This window comes from Neisseria sp. P0001.S007, from assembly GCF_051963655.1.
Classification (GTDB): domain Bacteria; phylum Pseudomonadota; class Gammaproteobacteria; order Burkholderiales; family Neisseriaceae; genus Neisseria; species Neisseria subflava_A.
The window spans coordinates 109,908-130,539 of record NZ_JBQCUB010000006.1; the positions used below are offsets into that span (position 1 = coordinate 109,908).

The window sequence follows — 20,632 nt, forward strand, 5'->3', positions numbered from 1 at the left end:
CAAACCAAATCTAGAGCGGTATCTCACTTCAAAAGGCAGAAACAATGAAAAACTTCCTCAAAAAACAACTTGCCTGGCTGACCGACCAAGCCTTATGTCTGTCAGTCTCTTTTCTTACGGGTGTACGCCCCAAAAGTCCGAGCGAGCTGACATTCAATCAGCACCAAAAGGTCTATTACGCCAATCACGGCAGCCATGGTGATTTTGTATTGGTGTGGATTTCCCTGCCCCGCCGCTGGCGCTTGTCCACGCGCCCTGTCGCCGGTTCAGATTACTGGCTGACGAGCAAGTTCAAACGCTTCATCATTCAAAATGTTTTCAATGCCTTGCTGATTCCGCGCCATAGCGATAATCCGCAAGCGATTACCGAACAGATGAAAGACGCGCTGAACGCAGGCGACTCCTTGATTATTTTCCCTGAAGGCACGCGCAACACTGACGACAACACCATCCTGCTGCCGTTCAAGTCCGGCATTTATCATCTGGCGAAAAGCAAACCCAATACCGAATTTGTGCCAATTTGGATAGACAACATCAGCCGCGTACTGCCAAAAGGCAAAATCCTGCCTATCCCTCTTTTGTGTGAAGTCCATATCGGACAGCCGCTTACTTTGCAGGAAAACGAAGACAAAGACTGTTTTTTGACACGCAGCCGTGAAGCGCTGCTGGCACTCAGGCCGTCTGAAAACGACCGCAGCGAGCTTCGCCAAAATGAATCTGAAGTTCAGCAAAACAAAGGAGGACAAGCATGAGCCTTTCAACGACTTCCCAACAAATCATTGTCGAACAAGCCGCCGCTCATCTGACTCCGCAAGCCAGCTATATTTTTGTCGGCGTGTTTGCCGTATTGTGTTTTGCCAGCATCATCGGACAATGGCTCAAGCGCAAAAACGGCGCAGATAATGCCACCATCGCCAACCTCAACGCCCGTATTTACGCATGGTGGCTGATGACGCTGGTGTTGCTGGGGGCGTTTTGGTTCGGCAAAATCGGGACGGTTGTACTGTTTTTCCTGATTTCATTTGCCGCACTGCGCGAGTTTATGACCCTCGTCTATCGTCGCCGCAGCGACTATTACAGCATGGTGGTCTGCTTTTACCTGCTTCTGCCTGTGCAATACTATTTCGTCTATGACGGCTGGTATGGCATGTTCAGCATTTTTATTCCGGTTTACGGCTTTTTGATACTACCGATTATTGCCAGCCTCAGCGGCCAAACCGCGCATTTTTTGGAACGCGCCGCCAAAACGCAATGGATGGCGATGATTTGCATCTTCTGCCTGTCTCATGTTCCGGCGCTGATGTTTCTAGACTTGGACGGCTTCGATAATAGCAACAATATCCTGTTGCTGATCTTCCTGATTGGCGTGGTGCAAGTATCGGATGTGTTGCAATACGTTTGGGGCAAACTGATTGGCGGTGCAAAAATCATGCCCTCACTTTCCCCGTCCAAAACCATTTCCGGCACTATCGGCGGTATTTTATCGGCCACTGCCATTGCCGCGCTGATGGCGCCGATTACGCCGTTCTCTCACGGCCAAGCAGCCATTATCGGCTTTATCGTCTGCCTGATGGGCTTCTTTGGCGGCCTGGTTATGTCTGCCATCAAACGCGATTACGGTGTCAAAGACTGGGGCAATATGATACGCGGCCACGGCGGTATGCTTGACCGCGTGGATTCGATTTGTTTTGCCGCACCCGTGTTTTTCCACATCACCCGTTATTTCTGGAACGGCTAAACTTCAGGCCGTCTGAAAGCTGCTTTTCAGACGGCCTTGAATGTATGAAACTGCCAGCCCTACCAATTCGTTATACAATACGCAATGTTATTACATACACACGATATGAATAAACCCTCTCCAATCTTTCCCATTTTTCTTGCCACGATTATCTTCGCCCTCATTGTTTGGTCAGGCATCAATCCCCATGACCGCGCGGTCTGGTACGCCGAAATCATCCCCGTAGCATCCGTATTCATCCTTCTGGTTGCCACCTACCGCATTTTCCGCTTCAGCAACTTGGCCTACTTATTCATGAGCTTCTGGCTGATTATGCATTCCATCGGCGCATACTATACTTTTGCCGATGTACCGTTTGAATCCATCAACCGCTTTGTCGAACCGATTTTGGGCGAAAACCGCAATCATTACGACCGTATTGCCCATTACATCATCGGCTTCTACGCCTACCCGATGGCCGAATGGCTGCTGCGCCGCAAGCTGTGCAACCTGCTGTTGGCCTTATTTTTCTCCCTATTCTTCATTATGAGCGTTGCTGCAGCCTATGAAATCATCGAATGGCAATATGCCGTCATCGACGGCGGAGAGGCCGGATTGGAATTCTTGGGTTCTCAAGGCGATATTTGGGACGCGCAAAAAGACATGCTTGCCGATACTTTGGGCGCGTTAACCTCGCTGTTTATTTTTGTGTTTACCCGACCCGATAAACGCTTGGGTTTCTCTTAAATCTACCCCTTTAAAGCGAAAGGCCGTCTGAAACCAGATTTTCAGACGGCCTTTTTTCATTTTTCTATCGCCATTATTGTAAAAATTAATAAATGCGATAGTTAAAAACATAAGCCGATTTTGAAACAAAATCCGTCATCAAAATTTTTAAGCACATGAAATATATAAAAAACAACATCTGTTAAGATTTTGTAAACAATATGTCTACGTCAACCTGAATTTTTCGATTTGATTTAAGTCAGCATATCTTGTGTCATTAATCCATAAAATATTCGGAATTCTACAAAATATTGATTAACCCGATAGAGGTTATCATCAAGACGAGGGACACAAAATGCAGAAAATTCCAGAATTGGTCTGCCCCGCCGGCAACCTGCCTGCACTGAAAACCGCTGTGGACAACGGTGCGGACACGGTTTATATGGGTTTGAAAGATGCGACCAATGCACGAAACTTTCCGGGACTGAATTTCGATATGAAATCTGCGCGGGAAGGCGTAGCTTACGCCCATGCGCGCGGGCGCAATGTACTGATGGCCATCAATACATTCGCACAAGCCGGCCAAGTGGAACGTTGGCACGCTGCTGTGGATACGGCGGCGGATTTGGGTGCCGATGCGATTATTGTTGCCGACCCCGCCATCATGGCGTATGCGGCAGACAAACATCCGAATTTACGCCTGCATATGTCGGTACAAGGTTCGGCCACCAATTACGAAGCCATCAATATGATGAAAGAGCTGTTCGGTATCCGTCGTGCCGTTTTGCCGCGCGTGCTGACCATCGATCAGGTCAAACATGTAATTGACAATACTGATGTGGAAATTGAAGTCTTTGGCTTCGGCAGTTTGTGTGTAATGGTGGAAGGCCGTTGCATCTTGTCGAGCTATGCAACAGGCGAATCGCCCAATATGCAAGGTGTCTGCTCTCCGGCAAAATCCGTCCGCTGGGAACAACTACCCGACCGCATGAACGTACGTCTAAACCAGGTATTGATAGACCAATACAAACCCAATGAACCGGCAGGTTATCCAACCTTGTGCAAAGGCCGCTTTGAAGTCAATGATGAAACTTACTATGCTTTGGAAGAACCGACCAGCCTGAATGTTTTGGAAATGTTGCCCGAACTCATCAAAATCGGTGTGTCCGCCATCAAAATCGAGGGACGCCAACGCAGTCCGATGTATACGGCGCAAGTAACCAAATCCCTGCGCCAAGCACTGGATGCAGCCGCAGCCGACCCGTCGCATTTCAAAGTCAATCCGTCCTGGAGCAATGCCTTGAGCAAAGTTTCGGAAGGTCATCAGACAACTTTGGGCGCATACAACCGCCCATGGAAATAAGGGGAAAAAAATGAATTCATTGAAATTGTCGCTGGGCCCTATTTTATTTTTCTGGCAAAAAGAAGCACTACTGGAATTTTACGTTTCCATGCTGGATACGCCGTTGGACACTGTTTATTTGGGTGAGGTAGTCTGCTCACGCCGTCAGAAAATGCGCTTTGCCGACTGGTTCGGACTGGCTGAAGACTTGGCGGAAAGCGGTAAGGAGATTATTCTTTCTTCACAAGTCCTGCTCGAAAGCGAATCCGATCTAAAACGCCTGCGCAAAATCACGGAGCAGGGAAAGTTTAAAGTTGAAGCCAACGACATGGGTGCAGTCAAATTGGCACGCGAACATGGCATTCCTTTTGTTGCCGGTGCAAGCCTGAATATCTACAACGAAACCACTTTGGACGTATTCCGAAAATTAGGGGCATTCCGCTGGATTGCACCGTCCGAGCTGAGCCGCGATAAGGTTACCGAAATTATTAAGGCTTCAGACGGCATTGAAACCGAACTCTTCGCTTGGGGTAAAATGCCGCTCGCCTATTCATCACGTTGCTTTACCGCCCGCCATTACAATCTGAATAAAGACAGTTGCGAGTTCCGCTGCCTCGATCATGAGCACGGTATGGCCATGAATACGCGAGAAGGCCAGCCGTTTCTCACCATCAACGGCATCCAAACCATGTCTTACGGCTGCCAAAACCTACTGCCCCACCATGAAGACTTGAATAAAATCGGCGTGAATATGCTCAGACTGTCGCCACAAATGCACAGCATGGCTGAAATTATCCAAATTCACCGCGATGTATTGGACGGAAAAGCCACATGGGAAGATGTCCGCCCCGAGTTGGAACGACTGACTACCGGAACACTGGTTGACGGCTATTGGCGCGGTCAGCCCGGTATTGAAACCGTGAAGGAGGCATATTATGGCGCTGCCTGAAATCATATTACCCAAATGGATGGCAAAAATCGGTACCAAACTTCCCGGCAAACCTCCACGCTTTGTTTTGGTCTCCGTATTGAATACCATGCTGAAAAAAGGTTTACTGCCTGCCGATATGGAACTTTTTACCGGAAGAAAATTCGAAATTGAAGTTTTAGATGCCGGTATCAAAGTGCGGTTTAGTGCCGATACGGAAAAATTCCTGGACGACAACTTCAGCGGTGCCCCCGATCTGAGGCTGGCGGCCAACGGTATAGACTTCATGCGCATGATGATGCGCGAGGAAGATCCCGATACCTTATTTTTCAACCGTAAATTGCAAATCGAAGGCGATACGGAACTGGGGCTAATTACCAAAAACTTACTCGACAGCGTCGAGTGGCCTTTCAGCGAATGGTTCCTGAAACGCAGTACGTCCACTTTGGATTGATTAATTTTGGTTGAACCAAGAACAAAGGCCGTCTGAATGTTTCAGACGGCCTTTTGTATGTTTCTTCCATACGGTTTTATCAAACATAAAAAAAGCGTACCTAGAAAGGTACGCTTTTTTTCAATCTAACTCAAAATTAGAATTTTGCGCCAGACTCATTTGCCATAAAGTCTACAGCTGCTTTAACTTCATCATCGCTCAGGCTACCATTGCCACCTTTAGCCGGCATAGAATTAAAGCCTTCGATAGCATGTTTGTGCAGAGTGTCTTTACCTTGTTTAATGCGAGGAGCCCAGTCTTCTTTTTTACCTACGACAGGAGCGCCTGGAATCAAACCGCCATGACATGTTTTACAGTTGGCTTCAAAAACAGCTTTACCATCAACTTTGGCAGAAGCCTCTTCAGGTTTAGCTTCAGCTGCTGGAGCTGCTTTGGCATCTGATGCAGGAGCGGCAGATGCTGCGCTGTCAGTTGCCGGGGCTGATGCTTCGGCTGCAGGAGCAGCTTGAGCAGGCTCAGCTTTTTTAGCAGGAGCTTTTTTACCGTCTTTGTTAGACATACCCCAAACATAAGCAGTCATGATGTGCAGTTTGTCTTTGTCGAGGAAGTGACCCCAAGCAGGCATTTGGCTGCTGCGACCGTTGGTAATGGTTTCGGTAATCGCTTTTTGAGTACCACCCCACAACCATACATCGTCAGTCAGATTCGGACCAAGACCTTGGATACCTTGACCTTTGTCGCCGTGACAAGTGAAACAGTTGGCAGGTGGGCCGCTAAACAGGGCTTTACCGCGTTCTGCACGTTCTTCATCGTATTGACCTTTAGGTTTAGAAAGAGACATAACATACTGTGTTACGTTTTTCACGCCTTCTTCACCCAAAGCAGGACCCCATGCAGGCATGGCGGCAGTACGGCCTTTTTCAATGGTTTCCTGAATTTTTTCAGGTTCGCCACCCCACAACCAGTCATCGTCAGTCAGATTTGGGAAGCCTTTAGAGCCTTTAGCATCTGAACCGTGACATTGGATACAGTAGGTATTGAAAAGGTTTTGACCAATGGCACGTGCTTCAGGATTTTTAGCCACTTGGTCAATCGGCATTTTGGCAAACTTAGCATAAACTTGGCCGTATTCTTGTTCGGCTTTGGCAACCTCTTCTTCATACTGACCGTGGCTAGTCCAGCCCCAGATACCTTTAAAGTCACCGACACCCGGATACATGACCAAATAGCCGATACCGAAAATCCATGTCAAGACATAAAGCCAAAACCACCAGCGTGGCAGAGGATGGTTATATTCTGAGATACCGTCCCACTCATGGCCTGTAGTTTGGACTTCTTCGCCTTTTTTAGGGCGTTTCACAACGTTTTGTGAAAGCAGAAGCCAAGCTAAGCCGATGAAGCTGAGCACGACGATAGCTGCAATGTATATATTCCAGAAATTACTGGTAAAATGAGATGTTGTGTTCATTCTTTTGCTCCGTGATCACGGACTTACTGTTCTCGCCCGTCTTTTTGAGACGAGTCTTTATCATCATTCTCGAAAATACTGCTCGCAGCATCATCGTAGCTTTTCTTATTGCGTCTATTAAACACAATATAAAGGACTAAAATAAAGCTGATAAAAACCCAAACAGTAAAAAGCGAGCGAGCCCAGTTAGCGTCCATGATGTTACCTTACGTTTTTCAATGCCAAGCCCAAGCCTTGCAGATAAGCGACGACAGCGTCCAGCTCTGATTTGTTGGCCAACATTTCAGGTGCTTTGGCAATTTCTTCATCGCTGTAAGGCGTACCTACTTTACGCAGAGCTTTCATATGCGCCACAGTTGCCTCGGTATCAACTTTGTTGCGAGCGAGCCATGGGAATGAAGGCATATTGGACTCAGGCACAACGTCACGTGGGTTCAGCAAGTGGATGCGGTGCCACTCATCAGAATAGCGACCACCGACACGAGCCAAATCCGGACCGGTACGTTTGGAACCCCATTGGAATGGATGGTCGTAAACAGACTCACCGGCAATAGAGTAGTGACCATAACGTTCGGTTTCTGCACGGAACGGACGAATCATTTGAGAGTGGCAGTTGTAGCAGCCTTCGCGTACGTAAATATCACGACCGGCCACTTGCAAGGCGTTGTATGGCTTCACGCCTGGCGCAGGTTCAGTAACTGCCTTGGAGAAGAACAGCGGGACGGCCTCAATCAGAAAGCCGACGCTGACAACAAGCAGGGTGAATACAATCAGTACACCAACTTTTTCTTCAGCTAATTGTTGCAATTTCATTTTGGTAGCCTATCTTTCTTATTATTAGTGGTGTTGGGTTTGAGAAACCGCAGGAATCTCAGCATCAACCGCTTTACCACTGATGGCTGTACGGTAAACGTTGTATGCCATCATCAGCATACCGCTCAGGTATAGAAGACCGCCGGCAAAACGAATCATGTAGTAAGGCATGGTACGTTTTACAGATTCGACAAAGGAATAAGTCAGTGTGCCGTCTTCGTTCAAAGAACCCCACATCAGGCCTTGCATCACACCGGCAATCCACATCGCGGCGATATACAGAACCACACCGATGGTTGCAATCCAGAAATGCGCTTCAACCAGTTTGGTGCTGTACATTTCGTTTTTACCGAAGAGGCGTGGGATCATATAGTAAACGGAACCGATGGTTACGAAGCCTACCCAACCCAATGCACCGGCATGAACGTGCGCAACAGTCCAGTCAGTGTAGTGGCTCAGAGCGTTAACCGTTTTGATAGACATCATTGGACCTTCGAAGGTAGACATACCGTAGAAGGACAGAGATACGATCAAGAATTTCAAAATCGGGTCGGTACGCAGTTTGTCCCATGCACCAGACAGAGTCATGATACCGTTGATCATACCGCCCCAAGAAGGTGCGAACAGGATCAAAGACAATACCATACCCAAAGATTGAGTCCAGTCAGGCAATGCGGTGTAGTGCAAGTGGTGAGAACCTGCCCACATATAAGTGAAAATCAAAGCCCAGAAGTGAACAACGGACAAGCGGTAAGAGTAAATAGGACGGCCTGCTTGTTTAGGTACGAAGTAGTACATCATACCCAAGAAGCCGGCTGTCAGGAAAAAGCCCACCGCATTGTGGCCATACCACCATTGAACCATCGCATCAATCGCACCTGCGTAAACCGGATAAGATTTCATCAAACCGGCAGGGATGCTGATATTATTGACGATGTGCAACAGCGCAACGGCCAAGATAAAGCCGCCGTAGAACCAGTTGGCAACGTAAATATGTTTGATTTTACGTTTGGCAATCGTACCGAAGAATACGATAGCGTAGGCAACCCACACCAGCGTAATCAAAATATCGATAGGCCATTCCAACTCGGCGTATTCTTTACCTTGGGTGTAACCCATAGGCAAGCTGATAGCCGCAGCCACGATGACAGCCTGCCAACCCCAGAAGGTAAATGCAGGCAACCAACCGCCAAACAGACGGGTATTACATGTACGTTGAACAACGTAGTATGATGTACCGATCAGACCGCAACCACCGAATGCAAAAATAACCGCATTGGTATGCAGCGGACGCAGGCGACCAAAGTGGAACCAAGGTCCAATTTCAGATAAATCAAGGGATGGAGCAAATAATTGGGCGGCTACGATTACACCGACCAACATGCCCACAATACCCCAAACTACAGTCATGATGGCGAACTGGCGCACCACTTTGTAGTTATAAGTTTGTGTGTCCATGGAAGTCTCCATAAATTATGGGTATAAAAAATTTTTATCTCACCCCAACCCTTACGTTTATGAAAAGCGCAATACGGCTAAGGCTCAAATTTTTCTAAATTTAACATAGACACCACAACATGCCAAGCAAAATTACATTCCATATTGCATAAAACCTTTAGTGAGAGATAATCTCATTTCTTTTATAATCAATAAATTATTTAAACATATCCAATAAATCGGACACAGCATTTTTTCAAGCCCCCTTTTTCGTACAAATTTATTGATATAGATTAAACCTAACCTTTAAAAACACTTATCATTAATAAACTTTAGCAAACTATACAATAGCTATGATTAATTACAAAATTACCCCCAACTTTCTGTCTCATGAATGGCACATCACCTTATCATTCACTCAAACCAATGATTCTGAAACAGAAATCAGCCTGTCAAACTGGGTTCCCGGCAGCTACCTCATCCGTGACTTTGCCCGCCACATCACGCACATCAGCGCGCGTTGCAACGGCAAAGCCCAGCCGCTAACACAAACCAGCAAAAACCATTGGCAAACCCCGGCCCTCAGTGGAGCGTGGGAAATTTACTACACCGTCTACGCATTCGACTTGTCTGTACGCGGCTCATTCCTCAGTACCGAGCGCGGCTTTTTCGATGGCGCGTGCCTCTTCTTAAAAGTACACGGACAAGAGGAACAACCGCACCAAGTCGAATTTCCTACCCTGCCACACACATGGCAGATAGCCACAACCCTGCCCCAAATTTCGGCGACCACTTTTCAGACGGCCTCATATACCGAGCTTATTGATCACCCCGTTGAAACAGGCATCATCGAATTCCTCGACTTTGAAGCACAAGGCATCCCCCACCGTATTGCATTAAGTGGTATTTACCCCGATTTCGACCGCGCCCGCTTCCTCGCCGATATTCAAAAAATCTGCGAAACCGAGTTGGCGATGTTCCCCACCCCTGCCCCGTTTACCGAATACCTTTTCCTACTACATCTGGGCGACAACCTCTACGGCGGACTGGAACACATCAGCAGCACCGCCCTACTCGCCGACCGCCACAGTCTGCCATCTTACGATATGGGCGAAGCCGACAAAGCCTATACCGAACTGCTCGGCCTCTTTTCCCATGAATACTTCCACGCATGGAACGTCAAATCCATCAAACCGGCCGTCTTCGCACCTTACAATCTCGACCAAGAAAACTACACCGAGCAACTTTGGGCATTCGAAGGCATTACGTCCTACTACGACGACCTCTTTCTAGCCCGAAGCAGAACCATCAGTCCCGAAGCCTACCTTACCCTGCTTGCACAAAGCATCACACGCGTACAGCAAACACAAGGCCGTCTGAAACAAACACTTGCCCAATCCAGTTTCAGCGCATGGGACAAGTTCTACAAACAAGACGAAAACAGCCCCAACGCCATCGTCAGCTACTATCAAAAAGGCGCACTGGCCGCACTTTGCCTCGACCTCATCATCCGTGAAAAAAGCCAAGGCAAATACACCCTCGACAGTATAATGCAGCAACACTATCGCGACTGGTGCGACACCCATCAAGGCATACCCGAAAAACACTGGCAATCCCGTTGCCAAGAAATGACCGGTTTAGATTTAGAAGCCTTCTTTCAGACGGCCTTATACAGCACCGAAGACCTTCCGCTCGCAGAATGCCTGCAAAGCGTAGGTGTCAAACTCGACTTTATCCCCCTGCCACGCCAGCATGGCGGAGCATTTGCAAGCGAACCCCAATCGGTTGCCCCCACCAACGATTTGGGCGCACGTTTCAAACAAAGCAGCGATCATGCCGTCCTGACTCATGTATTTAATGGCAGCAGCGCAGAAAATGCCGGACTCTGCCCGCAAGATAAAATCATCGCCCTAGGCGGCTATGCCTGCAACGACCTTGCGGCACAGTGGAGCAAACTGCCTATCGGCACGCGCACCACCATCCATTTCTTCCGCCAAGGCTTGTTGCGCGAAACCAGCATCACCGTCCAAGCAGCAGAAGCCAATACCGCCCTGCTGCACATTACCGATCGCCAAAAACTCGAAAACTGGTTGTACAATCATTAAATAAAACTTCAAACGGCCTACCACTTCCTAGGCCGTCTGAAATCTACATATCCATTTAATATAAAGAAAGGAAAAACTATGCCCATCCGTAAACTGACCGACACCCTCTATATCGCCCCCCAACTGACCGAAGCCGATGTCCAAGAAGCCGTACGTCTCGGCATCCAAACCGTCATCTGCAACCGCCCGGACGGCGAAGAAGAAAACCAACCGGCTTTTGCCGAAGTGCAAAACTGGTTTAAAGAGGCCGGCATCAACCAATTTTCCCACCAGCCCGTCGTCGCGCCTCAAATCAACGCAGCCGATGTCGCAGCCTTCCAAAATCTGTTGCAACAATCTCCGGCTCCCATTCTTGCCTTCTGCCGCACCGGTACTCGCTGCTCCCTGCTTTGGGGTTATCATCAAGTGCAACACGGCGCATCCGTAGCCGAAGTAGTTGCCGCAGCCGAGCAGGCAGGCGTCAATCTCAGCAACTTTGAAGCCCGCCTGCAAGAAGCCAAAGATAAAGGTCTGGCTTAATAATTAATTTATATAAGTAGCAGCCTTTAAACCAATCAGGCCGTCTGAAACCCATTCTTTCAGACGGCCTAATGACTTTTATTCACAATCAAACCTTATTTTTCATTTATTTCCACTATCCTAAAAATATATTTTCTAAATCAAGCCCGAATTGACCTGTATCAATATCCCAACCCTATTTTCATTTATAATGCCTTTCAATGCTTCAGGGCCAAGCCCGAATCCTCCAGTTTTCCTCTATAAGAGCCAGCTCTCTTATTAAATGATTTTTCTTTCCTCTTGATGTGTGTGTGTTTGGGTGTGGCCGAAAGCCACCCCCTTTTTTTTATACCTACCCCCTTTAAGGCCGTCTGAAAACTTTCAGACGGCCTTTCCTTTCCCCTCACAAAAATAGTATAAAATCCCCTTATCGTTCAAACCACAAACTCAAAATACCATGGTCAACAAACTCACTCCCCCTCCAAGCCTGCCCGATCCGCAAGACCTTCGTGCAGTTATCGCCTACAACATGCGCCTTTATCGTGTTAATCACGGCTGGTCGCAAGAAGAACTGGCACGCCAATGCGGACTCGACCGCACCTACGTCTCCGCCGTCGAACGCAAACGCTGGAACATCGCCCTTTCCAACATCGAAAAAATCGCATCCGCACTCAAAATCGCCCCTTACAAACTGCTTCTTCCGCCGCAAGAAATGCTCCGCCAAATGACCGAGCCTGCCGATACCCAAGCCTAATTCACAGCCAGATACCATCATGACCGCCGCCCAACAAGCCATCCAAACCTACTGGCAGCAAAAAGCCGTAGCAGAAACTGCCTACCGCCAAAACAACCGCCCTACCGCTTACTTCCGCGACCATATCGCTGCTGCCGAAACCCTGCTGCAAACCCTCTGGCAAATCCAATTCCCCGACAGCGACGACATCAGTCTCATTGCCATCGGCGGCTTCGGGCGTTGCGAACTCTATCCCCATTCTGACTGGGACTTAGCGATTATTTCCTCTACCCCATTTTCAGACGGCCTGCAACAACAAACCGCCCAATTTATCCAAACCCTTTGGGACGCACGCCTCAATCCGGCCATCAAAAGCGGCAGCATAGAAGAAATCCTCCAAAGCACCCAAAACGACATTACCGGCGAAACCGCCTTTCTTGAAGCACGCCACCTACAAGGCAATGCTAACCTTACCGCCCAACTTCTAAACAAACTCAACACACGCCGCGACACAGCCGCCTTTATCGAAGCCAAACTCCTAGAAATGGAGCAACGCCATACCAAATCCCAAGGTACGGGCGCACAACTCGAACCCAACATCAAAACCTGCCCCGGCGGCCTGCGCGATATCCACACCCTGATTTGGACAGCCAAAGCACAAGGCATAGACAGCAACCCCACCGCCCTCGTTACCGCCGGCGTCCTCACACGCACCGAAGCCGGCATGCTGGCCCATGGCTACCGCCGCCTCGCCAATATCCGCATTCATCTCCACCTTACCTCCGACCGCCCCGAAGACAGGCTGCTTTTCGACTACCAGTCCCAAGTTGCCGAAAGCTTAGGCTATACCCAACCCGACATCCGTGGCCGAAGCGAAGCCCTGATGCACACCTTCTACCGCGCCACCAAAGCCATCAAGCAACTCAACGGCATCCTCATTCCGGTTCTCAAAAACCATCAAACCTCCAGCCGTCCCCAACATATCCACCCCATTGACAGCCACTACAAACGCATCGGCCACCAAATCGCCTCCAACGACCTTGCCCTGTTCGAACAAAATCCCGAACACATCTTCACCATTATTCAAACCATGCAGGAGCAAAACATCACCACCATCGAGCCGCAAACCCTGCGTGCATGGTGGGCGGCCACACGAAAAATCAACACCCGTTTTACCCAAAATCCAGAAAACCGCCGCCGCTTTATCCAATTCTTCAAACACGGCACCGGCCTTACCCAAACCCTCCGTTTTCTCAACCTCTACGGCGTACTTGGCCGCTATCTCCCCGCATGGGAAAAAATCACCGGCCTGCTCCAACACGACCTCTTCCATATTTACCCCGTAGACGACCATATCCTGACCGTCGTCCGCAATATGCGCCGTCTCGCCATCGAAACCCACAGCCACGAAATGCCCGAGGCCAGCGCCATCATGCAGGCCTACCCACGACCACATGTCCTCTACACCGCCGCCCTGCTGCACGACATCGCCAAAGGCCGTGGCGGCGATCACGCCAAAGAAGGCATCAAAGACGCGCAACAATTCGCCGCCAACCACTACTACACCGAAGAAGAAAGCCACCTCCTCGCATGGCTGGTTGAAAACCACCTGCTCATGTCTACTGTTGCCCAAAAAGAAGACATCCAAGATCCCCATGTCCTCCAAGCCTTTTGCCGCCGTATTCCCACACGCGAATACCTCGACGCACTCTACCTGCTTACCATTGCCGACATCCGCGGCACCAACCCCAAACTTTGGAACACATGGCGCGCCAGTCTGCTCCAAACCCTCTACCACAGTACCGCCGCCGTTTTACACAGCAAACACCACGATCCCGAACGCCTTCCCAACCGACGTGAACAAGCCTCGACCGATCAGCTCACGCGCGCGGCCGTTCCCCTCAAAAACCAACAAAAACTCCGCCGCATCCTCGGCAGCGCATACTACGTCCGCCATCAGACGCGGGAAATCCTTTGGCACACCGCAAACCTCGCCTACGACACCGAAAGTCCGGCCGTCCGCAGCCGCATCCTTCCCCAAAGCAACAGCCTTCAAGTCATGGTGTTCATGCCCAATGGCGACCGCCTCTTCGCACGCCTCTGCCGCATCTTCAGCAGCCACCGTTTCGACATCCAAGCCGCCCGTGCCTTCATTACCGAGCACGACTACATCCTCGACACCTTTATCCTGCAACTTCCCGACAATCTCCCACCCGAAGAATATCCCGACCGCCAAAGCGCACTCGAAGCCGAACTCAACAGCTTCATCCACGGCAATACCACCGTCCAAAAACAAAGCGGCCGCCCACACATCAGCCGCCGCATCCGCCACATCCCCATTCCGCCTACCGTAATCATCACCCCCGAAGAAGATTATCCCGGCTGGCACACCATAGACATCACCGCCGTCAACCGCCCCCACCTCCTCGCCGACATCGCCGAGACCTTCTTCGCACACAACATCAGCCTGCGCTACGCCAAAATCACCACCTTGGATCAGCGCATTGAGGACAGCTTCATCACCTACAGCCCATCCCTACAAGACCCGCAAATCCAAAACACCCTAAAGCAGGCATTGGTCGAAGTCTTAACCCCATAAAGGCCGTCTGAACATCTTAAAAACATAGGGTGAGCATTTTTTGCTCACCCTAATCGCACCCAAAAATATAAACATCCTGAATATACCCTTCTCAAACACTCAAGAAATCCAAAACTTTAAAATTCACAACAGACCATTGCTCTGACATAAAACTACATTCTAAAATCATTACCCACAATGGATATAATTTCAGTAACAAATTTTCATTCACCTATTGCGCCAAATCCCCTTCAAAAATCTTTCCTTCCAAATTTTTTCCTTATCCGTATTCAAACAAAATACGCATAAAAAATAAAACCCATAAAAAACAAAAAAATAAAATCACAAAATATTAAACCCACCGATTAATCCATAAAAACACCGCCCATCTAAATCAATTAACATATTATTAACCAAGCCAAATTTCTGACAAAAAACGTCACATAACCAAACTTGCACACACTCTCTGTCACAAAAAACACAAAACTGACAAAAAACGTCAACCACCCAAATTCCCTAAAATCCTGAAACTTTCAAACAAAACCTCACAAAATCTAAAAATTAAAAAATAATCCCAATAAAAACAATAAACAAAAAATAAAAAATAAAATTTTTAACCAGTTTTCCACACTTGGCACACCGACTGCTTGTAACAACACATCCGATAAGGCCCAAGCCTCAAAGCAGCAAGCCCGACGGAAGCTGTATATTCCTTCTTACTTATGGTTTACTCATAATACATAGTGCCAAGCACATTACGGACTTTTTACTTAAACACAATTATTCACACTTTCAAACTGGAGTTTTAAACAATGAAAGCAATCCAAAAAGGTTTTACCCTGATCGAGTTGATGATCGTCATTGCCATCTTGGGCATCTTGGCCGTAATCGCCCTGCCTGCATACCAAGACTACACTATCCGCGCTAAAATTTCAGAAGGTCTGAGCTTGGCCGAACCTGCTAAATTGGCAGTGGCAGAAACTTCTGCTGCACTAGGCGGCTTAAAAGAAGTTAAAGGCACAGATGACAAAGATAGTAATACCGGTTATAAACTTCCTGCCCCTACTAAGTATGTATCCAGTATCAAAATTGCTAACGGTGGCGCAATTGAAGTTACAACTAAAGATACTGGTGCTACAACTAATCCTGTATTTAGGCTGAAACCTACCCAAGCCAATGCAGAATCTCCTGTTACTTGGGAATGTACTACTACTGGTGGTGAAACTAAACACCTTCCAGCTAACTGCCGAGCTGCCACACCTAAAGAATAATAATTATTTATACTAATATACCTAGATAAAAGCAAATCCCATAAAATTATTATGGGATTTGCTTTATAAAAATAAAAAAACTTAAAAACGATACGCTCAAATGAATACCCCATTTCAAGCCCAAAAAGGTTTTACCCTGATTGAGCTGATGATAGTTATCGCCATCCTCGGTATTCTGGTTGTTGTCGCCATACCCACTTATCAAAACTATACCGGTAGGGCGCAAGCCTCCGAAGCACTATACCTTGCCGATGACCTGAAAACCGAAATCAGCATCGCTTCAGCGGTAAATAACCGCCTGCCCAATGCAGACGATGTCAGCAAACAAGGCACAATCGGTGTTACCGCTCAACGCATCGGCGGCACATACATCCAAAACGGTGGCGTAACGGTAGAAGCAGATACAGGCAAAATCAGTATTCCTTTCGATAAAGGGCAAAACAAAGGCAAAGTCCTGACCCTGACCCCTTATCGAAATCATAACGATTCGACTTGGTTGCTCAACTGGCAATGCGGCGGAACACTGGATCCGATGATGGTTCCCGCCATGTGCCGTGACGACTCACACGGATAAGAACCAAGCATATACCCTAAGAAAAACACAAAAATACATTGCAAAGAAAACACCCCAAACAAAGCCAAATACAAACGCGGAAAGCGAACAAAGCAAAAGAATAAAACTCTCCAAAACAAGGTCCTTAAGAGCCTGAATGATCACATTACGAAAATAAATGCCGTCTGAAATCATTTTCAGACGGCCTCTTTATATCCAATCCTAATATGACATAAAACTTTGATCTTGATTAGTTTCAGACGGCCTTCATCTTTTCACAACTACATAAAACAAATTCGCAACACCCCTGATAAGACAATTTGTCGCACATCTGAACTCAATATATAATTTAACCATGCAAGTCTTTATTTTTAAGCATTTTTCATTTTCAAAACATACATTATCTACGCTGGGAGAACCATCATGCCTCATCTAAACTTGGACAAAACAGATTTAAAGATTCTGCAGGTTTTGCAGGAAAATGGGCGGTTGAGCAATGTTGAGCTTTCTGAAAAGGTGGCGCTCTCCCCTTCTCCCTGCCTGCGCCGTCTCAAACAGCTTGAAGATGCCGGCATTATTCAAAAATACGCAGCCCAGCTTTCTCCCGTATCTTTGGGCTTGGGCTTGCAGGCTTTTATCCGTGTATCGATTAGCAAGGCAAAAGATGCGCGCGAGGATTTTTCCGAATCTGTCCGCGCTTGGCCGGAAGTATTGAGCTGCTTTGCTTTAACGGGCGAAACCGATTATCTGCTCCATGCCTTTTTTACCGATATGAACGCGTTTTCCCATTTTGTTTTGGACACGCTGCTTTCGCACCACGGCGTGCAAGATGCGCAATCAAGTTTTGTGTTGAAAGAAATTAAAAACACGACTGCTCTGCCTTTGGTTCATTTGGTTCAGGATTGATGATTTGAAACCGATAAAGGCCGTCTGTTTTTCAGACGGCCTTTTAAATTCCAATGGTTTGCTTTCATGTCCATACACTTGTATACTTTTTAAGAATAATTCACATAAGCTTTTACTATGACTGACACCACCCATCTCGATAGCAATACTGTTTCAGAACATACCAAACAATGGCTGGAAAAAGCCGTTATCGGGCTGAATCTCTGCCCGTTTGCCAAAGCGCCGCACGTTAAAAACCTGGTTCGCATCGTTGTCAGCGAAGCCCGTCATTTGGATGGTTTCCTTGAAGACTTGGATCGTGAATTGCAGCTTCTGGGCAATACGCCCGCTTCGGAATTGGAAACCACTTTACTGGTTCATCCAACGCTGTTCCCTGATTTTGAAACCTTCAACCAAATGCTGGAAATTGCCGACGATGCCGTTGTAGAAAACGAATTGGAAGGCATTGTCCAAATTGCTCCGTTCCATCCCGATTTTCAATTTGAAGGCACGGAAGCTGACGACATCAGCAACTACACCAACCGCTCGCCCTATCCGACTTTGCACTTGATTCGTGAAGACAGTATTGCCAAAGCAGCTGAAGCATTTCCCGATGCCTCGGCAATTTTCGACCGCAATATCGCGCTGCTGGAAAAAATGGGGCATGAGGGCTGGGATAAATTAGACATTCCGCGTTGTCCATTTCCACATCACAAGCCGTCTGAAAACAAATAATTGGTGATGGGAAGATGGTTCGCTATTTATTGATTTTTTGCGGCGCATTGTCGCTCGTCTTGGGCATTATTGGCATTTTCCTGCCATTACTGCCGACTACGCCTTTCATTTTATTGACCGCCGCCTGCTGGGCAAAAGCTTCGCCGCGCTTTCACAATTGGCTGTATCATCACCGCCATTTCGGTCCGATCATACAAAACTGGGAAAATAACGGCGCAGTGCCGCGCAAGGCAAAGTTCTTCGCTATCGGCATGATGGCCCTTTCTTGCCTGTTTATGTTTTGGCAATTTCCAGAACGCTGGTGGATTGGTGCTGTATCATCAGTCTTCTGTAGCTGCGTGGCTGTGTGGATGTGGTTACGGCCGGAAGCATAAAATAAAACAGGTGGGCATTTTCGCTTACCTGTTTTTTATTTTCACACCCAATTTATCCATTAAAACAATCAGTAAGAACCCAAACACCCTATTCGACCCTCATTTTTCAGACGGCCTCCATTTATTCAATCAAATGTAAATTTTAGCTAAAATTAATTCAAAGCATTTTTTCGATAGTATTATTTCCGAGATTTCAAACTCCTGTTTCAAAACCATTTTTTTACTACTTTCAACTACGCCCATTGCTTTTATTTCTTTATTTGTATCAACATTTCTTTTGATTCCAATATTCTAAACCATCCCTTAACACTTGCTTTGCGTTATACTTTCCCCTGACACAACCGCGCAGTTCGTCTGGATATTTTCAGACGGCCTGAATATTTCACCGCCGTACTTTCTCAACGAAGTTCCTCACGGCGCAACAGAATAAAAAGGAAATACTATGCGCTCTCTCTCATTTTTACTGCTTCTTGCCGCCTTTCCTGCTGCGGCATCCGATTTTGACGGCTCATCCGCAAGCCTGCTTTGGGGTCTGCCGTTTGCACTGATTCTCTTGTCCATTGCACTCGGACCTCTGTTTTTCTCCCGTATTTGGCACCACCACTTCGGCAAAATTACAGCGTTTTGGACGCTGCTGTTTTTAACGCCGTTTATCATCACCTTTGGTTTCGGAGCCGGCGTACATACCGTTGCCCATGCGTTGGTTGAAGAATATATCCCCTTTATCCTGCTGCTTTTAGCGCTCTATACCATTTCAGGCGGTATTTTTGTCAGCGGCGATTTGCACGGTTCGCCCAAATTGAACACAATCCTGTTGGCAGTCGGCACGGCTTTGTCTTCCATCATGGGGACGACAGGCGCGGCGATGTTGATGATTCGTCCGCTTTTGAAAGCCAACCATAAACGCCACTACCGCGTTCACATCGTGATTTTCTTCATTTTCCTGGTAGCGAATATTGGCGGCGGTCTGACTCCTTTAGGCGATCCTCCGCTGTTCTTAGGATTCCTGAAAGGCGTAGATTTCATGTGGACGGTCAAACACATGCTGATGCCTGTATTGATTAGTTCTGTGATTTTGCTGGCCGTTTTCTACATCATCGACAGCCGACACTTCAACCGCGAACAAAGCGAACACCTTGCTCCTGCTCCTTCCGATAAAGAAGAAAAAGTCAAAATCTATGGCAAATGGAATTTTCTGTTACTGGCCGGTGTTGTCGGCGCGGTTTTATTGTCCGGCTTGTGGAAACCAAATCATCCGGGCTTTGAAATCTTGGGCAGCCATTACGCCTTGCAAAACCTGATGCGCGATGGCATTTTGCTGGCTTTGACCGCCGTATCTTGGATTATTACGCCCAAACAGGTACGCGCAGGTAATGAGTTCAACTTCGAGCCGATTGCCGAAGTGGGCAAACTGTTTTTGGGTATTTTCATTACCATTTCCCCCGTCTTGGCGATTTTGAAAGCCGGCGAAACAGGCGCATTGGCTTCCGTTGTTTCTTTGGTTCACGACGCGGCAGGCAATCCGATTAATGTGATGTATTTCTGGATGAGCGGCATTTTGTCGGCATTCTTAGATAATGCGCCAACTTATTTGGTGTTCTTCAATATGGCCGGTGGCGATGCCCAAGCCTTGATGACAGGCCACCTGTTCCATTCGCTGCTGGCAGTATCCATGGGTTCCGTATTTATGGGTGCGCTCACTTATATCGGTAATGCGCCGAACTTCATGGTAAAAGCCATTGCCGAACAACGCGGCGTACCGATGCCTTCCTTCTTCGGCTATATGGCATGGTCGGTGATTGTATTGGTACCGCTGTTTGCCCTGCATACGATGATTTTCTTCGTTTGGCAGCTCTTTTAAACTTAGAGGCCGTCTGAAACTCAGACGGCCTTTTATTTTCAGCTATATCATCAAATATAGCGTCTAAATATCAATCAGAGACCTTTGCAAAATTCCTTTCCCCCAACAGCCGAAACCTAAACACAGGTTTTCGGCTGTTTTTGTTTCGAATATC

Annotated in this window: 20 protein-coding genes; 16 read left to right on the forward strand and 4 right to left on the reverse strand. The window is 47.7% G+C overall.

Translation table 11 applies throughout. The features are described from left to right. Positions 1-44 precede the first annotated feature (44 nt). The 6 genes from ACTHRE_RS07070 to ubiT all read left to right on the forward strand — a co-directional run bounded on the left by ACTHRE_RS07070 (position 45) and on the right by ubiT (position 5,167). On the forward strand, positions 45-752 hold the full coding sequence (locus ACTHRE_RS07070; protein ID WP_296184880.1) for a lysophospholipid acyltransferase family protein: 708 nt from the start codon (positions 45-47) through the stop codon (positions 750-752). After that, a complete protein-coding gene (locus ACTHRE_RS07075; RefSeq protein ID WP_377073602.1) occupies positions 749-1,738 on the forward strand; it encodes a phosphatidate cytidylyltransferase in 990 nt (329 codons plus the stop codon). Before ACTHRE_RS07070 ends, ACTHRE_RS07075 begins: the two co-directional genes overlap by 4 nt. Before the next feature lie 105 nt (positions 1,739-1,843). After that, a complete protein-coding gene (locus ACTHRE_RS07080) occupies positions 1,844-2,464 on the forward strand; it encodes a DUF2238 domain-containing protein (protein ID WP_377073604.1) in 621 nt (206 codons plus the stop codon). Positions 2,465-2,798: 334 nt separating this feature from the next. Further along, complete coding sequence (ubiU, locus tag ACTHRE_RS07085; RefSeq protein WP_377073606.1) at positions 2,799-3,806, forward strand: ubiquinone anaerobic biosynthesis protein UbiU; 1,008 nt, start codon at positions 2,799-2,801, stop codon at positions 3,804-3,806. Between the two features lie 10 nt (positions 3,807-3,816). Beyond that, the gene (locus ACTHRE_RS07090; RefSeq protein ID WP_377073608.1) at positions 3,817-4,734 is read left to right on the forward strand and encodes a U32 family peptidase; all 918 of its coding nucleotides are present in this window, start codon (positions 3,817-3,819) and stop codon (positions 4,732-4,734) included. Continuing rightward, positions 4,721-5,167: a ubiquinone anaerobic biosynthesis accessory factor UbiT gene (gene ubiT / locus ACTHRE_RS07095; RefSeq protein WP_263338055.1), complete on the forward strand. Its 447-nt coding sequence runs from the start codon at positions 4,721-4,723 to the stop codon at positions 5,165-5,167. Before ACTHRE_RS07090 ends, ubiT begins: the two co-directional genes overlap by 14 nt. Positions 5,168-5,303: 136 nt before the next feature. Here ubiT and ccoP read toward each other — a convergent pair whose 3' ends face one another. From ccoP to ccoN, 4 genes are read right to left on the reverse strand one after another with little or no spacing between them, the layout of a single operon-like run. Then, positions 5,304-6,635, reverse strand: a complete 1,332-nt coding sequence (gene ccoP, locus ACTHRE_RS07100; RefSeq protein ID WP_377073610.1) for a cytochrome-c oxidase, cbb3-type subunit III — start codon at positions 6,633-6,635, stop codon at positions 5,304-5,306. Positions 6,636-6,658: 23 nt separating this feature from the next. Next, positions 6,659-6,832: a cbb3-type cytochrome oxidase subunit 3 gene (locus ACTHRE_RS07105; protein ID WP_107868269.1), complete on the reverse strand. Its 174-nt coding sequence runs from the start codon at positions 6,830-6,832 to the stop codon at positions 6,659-6,661. 4 nt (positions 6,833-6,836) lie between these two features. Further along, positions 6,837-7,448: a cytochrome-c oxidase, cbb3-type subunit II gene (ccoO, locus tag ACTHRE_RS07110; RefSeq protein ID WP_107868270.1), complete on the reverse strand. Its 612-nt coding sequence runs from the start codon at positions 7,446-7,448 to the stop codon at positions 6,837-6,839. 24 nt (positions 7,449-7,472) lie between these two features. Beyond that, the gene (ccoN, locus tag ACTHRE_RS07115; RefSeq protein WP_210399859.1) at positions 7,473-8,906 is read right to left on the reverse strand and encodes a cytochrome-c oxidase, cbb3-type subunit I; all 1,434 of its coding nucleotides are present in this window, start codon (positions 8,904-8,906) and stop codon (positions 7,473-7,475) included. A 332-nt stretch (positions 8,907-9,238) separates the two neighbouring features. Between ccoN and ACTHRE_RS07120 the strand changes: the two genes are divergently transcribed. The 10 genes from ACTHRE_RS07120 (at position 9,239) to ACTHRE_RS07165 (ending at position 20,478) form a co-directional block, all read left to right on the forward strand. Then, a complete protein-coding gene (locus tag ACTHRE_RS07120; protein ID WP_377073613.1) occupies positions 9,239-10,990 on the forward strand; it encodes a M61 family metallopeptidase in 1,752 nt (583 codons plus the stop codon). A gap of 78 nt (positions 10,991-11,068) precedes the next feature. Further along, the gene (locus ACTHRE_RS07125) at positions 11,069-11,509 is read left to right on the forward strand and encodes a TIGR01244 family sulfur transferase (RefSeq protein WP_003680869.1); all 441 of its coding nucleotides are present in this window, start codon (positions 11,069-11,071) and stop codon (positions 11,507-11,509) included. A gap of 436 nt (positions 11,510-11,945) precedes the next feature. After that, on the forward strand, positions 11,946-12,242 hold the full coding sequence (locus ACTHRE_RS07130) for a helix-turn-helix domain-containing protein (RefSeq protein ID WP_003680870.1): 297 nt from the start codon (positions 11,946-11,948) through the stop codon (positions 12,240-12,242). A 19-nt stretch (positions 12,243-12,261) separates the two neighbouring features. Further along, positions 12,262-14,820: a [protein-PII] uridylyltransferase gene (gene glnD, locus ACTHRE_RS07135; protein ID WP_377073615.1), complete on the forward strand. Its 2,559-nt coding sequence runs from the start codon at positions 12,262-12,264 to the stop codon at positions 14,818-14,820. Positions 14,821-15,611: 791 nt separating this feature from the next. Next, on the forward strand, positions 15,612-16,070 hold the full coding sequence (locus ACTHRE_RS07140) for a pilin (RefSeq protein ID WP_440344926.1): 459 nt from the start codon (positions 15,612-15,614) through the stop codon (positions 16,068-16,070). A 100-nt stretch (positions 16,071-16,170) separates the two neighbouring features. Further along, positions 16,171-16,644 carry a pilin gene (locus ACTHRE_RS07145; protein ID WP_440344927.1) on the forward strand — a complete coding sequence of 158 codons (474 nt, stop codon included), beginning with the start codon at positions 16,171-16,173 and terminating at the stop codon, positions 16,642-16,644. 402 nt (positions 16,645-17,046) lie between these two features. Continuing rightward, a complete protein-coding gene (locus tag ACTHRE_RS07150) occupies positions 17,047-17,529 on the forward strand; it encodes an Lrp/AsnC family transcriptional regulator (protein WP_003684427.1) in 483 nt (160 codons plus the stop codon). Positions 17,530-17,646: 117 nt separating this feature from the next. Continuing rightward, a complete protein-coding gene (locus tag ACTHRE_RS07155) occupies positions 17,647-18,243 on the forward strand; it encodes a DUF1415 domain-containing protein (protein ID WP_440344928.1) in 597 nt (198 codons plus the stop codon). A gap of 14 nt (positions 18,244-18,257) precedes the next feature. Then, a complete protein-coding gene (locus ACTHRE_RS07160) occupies positions 18,258-18,617 on the forward strand; it encodes a YbaN family protein (protein WP_070632654.1) in 360 nt (119 codons plus the stop codon). A gap of 442 nt (positions 18,618-19,059) precedes the next feature. Beyond that, positions 19,060-20,478, forward strand: a complete 1,419-nt coding sequence (locus ACTHRE_RS07165) for a sodium:proton antiporter (RefSeq protein WP_440344929.1) — start codon at positions 19,060-19,062, stop codon at positions 20,476-20,478. Positions 20,479-20,632 lie beyond the last annotated feature (154 nt).